Below are 4149 nucleotides of genomic sequence, written 5' to 3'. Positions count from 1 at the left end.
GGTTTGTTGGAGACGGAAACCGTCGCAGTCTGACTGAAAGCTGGGGGACCCACACCGATGGGGGATGTGAGGAGCGGGCCCGAGCGCGTGTCCGCCTGGGATTGTCGCAGCACAACCGGTCTATTACCCGCGGGCGCGGATCTCTCGCCGGGAGGCGCCCCGGACCTGGGAGCGCGCCGGGGAAGCGGGTCTCCGCCCCGCGCCAGGGCGCTCCGGGCCCCGAGCCGCCGCGCAGGGTGCAGATAGGCGGGGTGGACGTGGAGCGGAACCCGACCACCCCGAGCGCAACCAGCTCGAAGAAGCAGGAACACCTCCGCGACGACGCTCAGCAACTGGCCGAGAACTTCATCCGCACGACCGCGGGAGAACCGCTGTCGACCGCCCGCCAGGTGGCATTCGTAGACCACCACCGGGCCGCCTACGGAGTGCACGTGCTCTGCAAGGCGATTTCTCTCGCGCCATCCACCTACTACGCGGTCAAAAAGCGCGAGCACTCACCGGCGAAACGAACCGTGCGTGATCGCGAGTTGCTTCCCCTGATCAAGGCAGCCTGGCTTTCCGAGGGCGGCAAGAGGGGTGCTCGGAGCATTTGGCGCGAGCTCCAGGACAACGGCGTGCCGGTCGCCCGGTGCACCGTGGAACGGCTGATGCGGGCCGAGGGGATGCGCGCGTCCAGGGCGACCGCGCGCAGGCAGGTCCACGACGGGGCGGTCCAGAGCCGCGTCACGCGGTAGCACCGCCGGGCGCGCACGGCACGACGCCGCAGCGGCACGGGTCCGCTGCGGCGTCGTGGTCGCGCGCCCTCGACGGCCACGTCCCACTGCGAACCGGGGGAACACCCATGGCACAGCGCGTCACGGAGGCGGCGGCGCCGCCGTCAGCACGACCTCCGACCTCACCGCCCCCGCAGGGGCGGGTACCACCACCGCTGACCGCCCGGTCGATGGCGGCCTCGGCCTCGGGCGCCTCCGCGGCGCTCACCGGGCACGGCGTCCGCGCACCGGACCGGGTGCTGCTGGCCGCGGGCAACTCGCCGGAGTTCGTCGCGGTCCTGCTCGGACTGCTGGACCTGGGCGTGTCCGTCGCGCTGGCCGACCCCGGCGCGCCCTCCGCGGCGCTGACCGCGTCGGCCGTCGAGGTGGGCGCGGACTGGTTGGTGACCGACCGCCCCACCGCGCCGGGCGCGCCCAGGACGATCCCGCTGGCCGACGCCGCGGGCGACGCGGGCGGTGCGCTCGCCGACCCGGACCTGGTCCGGTGGACGGCCAGGGCGGACGGGTTGATCAGCTGGTCGTCCGGGTCGACCGGCGCGCCGAAAGCCGTGGTGCGCGCGGGCGCGGCGATCGAGGGCAACCTGGCGCGCACCGCCGACCGGATGGGGTACCGGGCCGATGACGTGCTGGCCCCGCTGCTGCCCTTCTCCCACCAGTACGGCATGTCCATGGTCCTGCTGGCCAGGCGGGCGGGCTGCGGGTTGCTGGTGGCCCCGGCCCGGTTGGACCGCGCGCTGCCCGCGCTGGCCGAGCACGGCGTCACGGTCGTGGACGCCACCCCGGTGACCTTCCGCAGCGCGCTGAACCTGCTGGCGCGCAAGGAGGGCCTGGTCGACGCGCTGACCGGGGTGCGCATGTGGTGCACCGGCGGCGCGCCGCTGGGCGATGAGCTGGCGCGGCGGTTCACCGAGGTCACCGGAGCCCCGCTGCTGGACGGTTACGGCAGCACCGAGCTGGGCAACGTGGCGCTGGCCGGACCGGGCGCGCCTGACACCTGCCTGCCGCTGGCCGGGCTGTCGGTCCGGGTGCTCGACGAGCGCGGCGCCCCCGTGCCACCGGGAGTGATCGGCCGGGTGTGGGTGGACTCGCCCGACGCGGCCTCGGGGGTGCTGGCCGACGGGGTGCTCGTCCCTCGCCCACCCGGCCCCCAGCCCACGCACGACCTCGGACTGCTCGACGAGCGCGGTGGGCTGCGGGTCATCGGCCGCGAGCGCGCGGTGGCCCGTCGCGGGCACACCCTCTACCCGGACCGGCTGGCGCACCTGGCGGGCGCGTGCGGCGCCCCGGTGCAGGTGGTGCCGCTACCGCGCGGAGAGGACGACTGGCGGCTGGTCTTCGTGGTCGAGGACCCGCGGCTCACCGCCGCCGCGTGGTGGCGGGCGCGGTTCGGCGAGGTGCTGGCCAGGCACGAGCTGCCGGACCGGGTGCTGGTGGTGGCAGAGCTGCCGAGGCTGCCCAGCGGCAAGACCGACCTGGTGCGCGTCACCGACCTCGTCCGCTCGGCGGACACCTCGACCGGGCAGGACGCCGAGCGCGCCGCTTCCCCGAGTCACCGAACCGGAAGGGCACTGCCATGACCTCATCGAGCAGGACCGGCGGAGGGCGTCGGGTCGTCGTCACCGGCCGGGGAGCCGTCACGCCCATCGGCGCGGACTGGCCGACCACGTGGGCGAGCATGGTGAAGGGGTCGAGCGGCATCCGCGTGCTGTCCACGGTGGACACGACAGGACTGCCGGTGCGGATCGGCGGCGAGGTGCTGGACCTGGACCTGTCCGGGCTGCCGCCGAAGGCGGTGCGCCGCACCGACAGCTCGGTGCACATCGCGCTGTCGGCCGCGCTGGAGGCGGTGGCCGACGCGAACCTGGTGGTCGACGAGGCGCTGGCGCCGAGAGCGGCGGTGGTGCTGGGGTCGGCGGGTGGGCCGACGAAGCTGTCCGCAGCCGCGACCCGCGCGCTGGACGAGCGCGGGGCGCGCGGGTTGAGCCCTTACTACTTCCCCGGCAGCGGCGTGGACAGCGCGGCGGGCGAGGTCGCGCTGCACCTGGGCGCGCAGGGCCCGTCGGTGTGCGTGGTGACCGCGTGCGCGACCGGGGCGACCTCGATCGGCGAGGCGGCGCGGTTGATCCGGCACGGCGCGGCCGACGTGGTGGTGGCGGGCGGCGTGGACGACACGATGACCAGGCTGGACATCACCGGGGCCGCGATCTCCCGCGCCCTGTCCACCCGCAACGACGACCCGGAGGCCGCCTCCCGGCCGTTCGACCGGGGCAGGGACGGGTTCGTGATGAGCGCGGGAGGCGGCGTCGTGGTGCTGGAGAGCGAGGAGCACGCCAGGGCGCGCGGCGCCAGGGTGCTGGGCGAGCTGGCGGGCTACGGGGCGACGACCGACGCGTTCCACCCGACCGCGCCGCACCCGGAGGCCGGTCCTGCGCGGCGGGCGATGCACGACGCGCTGGCGCAGGCGGGGCTGGCGCCGCAGGACGTGGGCTACATCAACGCGCACGGCACGTCGACGCCGCTCAACGACACCACCGAGCTGAGGGCGATCCGGGGCGTGTTCGGCTCGCACGCCACGCGCGTCCCGGTCAGCTCGACCAAGAGCATGACCGGGCACATGCTGGGCGGGGCGGGCGCGGTCGAGCTGATCGTGGCGCTGGAGTCGGTGCTGACCGGCGTGACGCCGCCGACGATCAACTGCGACGACCCGGAGGACCCGGAGGTGAACTTCGTGCCGCACACCGCGCAGGAGCACCGCGTCGAGGCCGCGATGAGCAACTCGTTCGGCTTCGGGGGCCACAACGCCGTGCTGATCGCGCGCCGCTGGGCGGGTTGAGCGCCCGCACTCCCACTAGCCGACCCGTCCCGAGGAGCTCAGGTGTCCGAAACCACGCTCGACCCCGATCAGCCGCTCGCCGTGCCGTTACCGGCCGCGCGGACCGCCGCGCAGGCGGGCGTCGCCCCGGTGAGCGACGACCCGTTCACCCTCAACGCCGTCCGGGTGCTGCTGCGGCGCTGGGACGAGCTGGTGGACGTGCTGACCCGGATCGCCACCCGGCCCGCCGTCGTGGACGAGCTGCGCCGGTCCATCTCGACGCTGGCGGGCGCGTCCTGGGAGCTGAGCAGGCACCGGCCGCGCGCGCTCCGCGAGCTGGCGGTGTTCCTGCCGTCCAACAACATCCTGTACTCGTACGTCCTGTTCGGACTGGTTCCGGCGCGGTTCGCCGAGCGGGTGGTGATCCGGCCGTCCACGCGGGTGGCCGAGGCGGTGCGCGAGGTGCACCGGGTGCTCAGCACCGACCCGCTGCTGGCCGACGGGTTCCCGGTGGAGCTGGCGGAGCTGTCCCAGCGCCGGTTCCTGGCCCGCTACTCCGCCGCG

General features: G+C 74.7%; 3 protein-coding genes and 1 pseudogene. All 4 read left to right on the top strand.

The window, feature by feature from the left end; all coding sequences use genetic code 11:
* Positions 1-251: 251 nt before the first annotated feature.
* Positions 252-734 carry an IS3 family transposase gene (locus ACTUAL_RS21505; protein WP_440901513.1) on the top strand — a complete coding sequence of 161 codons (483 nt, stop codon included), beginning with the start codon at positions 252-254 and terminating at the stop codon, positions 732-734.
* Between the two features lie 107 nt (positions 735-841).
* Positions 842-2350, top strand: a complete 1509-nt coding sequence (locus tag ACTUAL_RS21500) for a class I adenylate-forming enzyme family protein (RefSeq protein WP_440901512.1) — start codon at positions 842-844, stop codon at positions 2348-2350.
* A complete protein-coding gene (fabF, locus tag ACTUAL_RS21495; RefSeq protein ID WP_440901511.1) occupies positions 2347-3606 on the top strand; it encodes a beta-ketoacyl-ACP synthase II in 1260 nt (419 codons plus the stop codon). Before ACTUAL_RS21500 ends, fabF begins: the two co-directional genes overlap by 4 nt.
* A 42-nt stretch (positions 3607-3648) precedes the next feature.
* Positions 3649-4149: pseudogene (locus ACTUAL_RS21490) on the top strand (hypothetical protein); the annotation flags it as partial.

The organism is Actinosynnema sp., from assembly GCF_052038725.1.
Note: the sequence above shows the minus strand (reverse complement) of the source record. Positions and strands in the feature narration are given on the sequence as shown.

What these genes read in the sequence shown, in the direction of transcription:
- ACTUAL_RS21500 (WP_440901512.1), top strand. Translation starts at nt 842, where the DNA reads ATGGCACAGCGCGTCACGGAGGCGGCGGCGCCGCCGTCAGCACGACCT.
- fabF (WP_440901511.1), top strand. Translation starts at nt 2,347, where the DNA reads ATGACCTCATCGAGCAGGACCGGCGGAGGGCGTCGGGTCGTCGTCACC.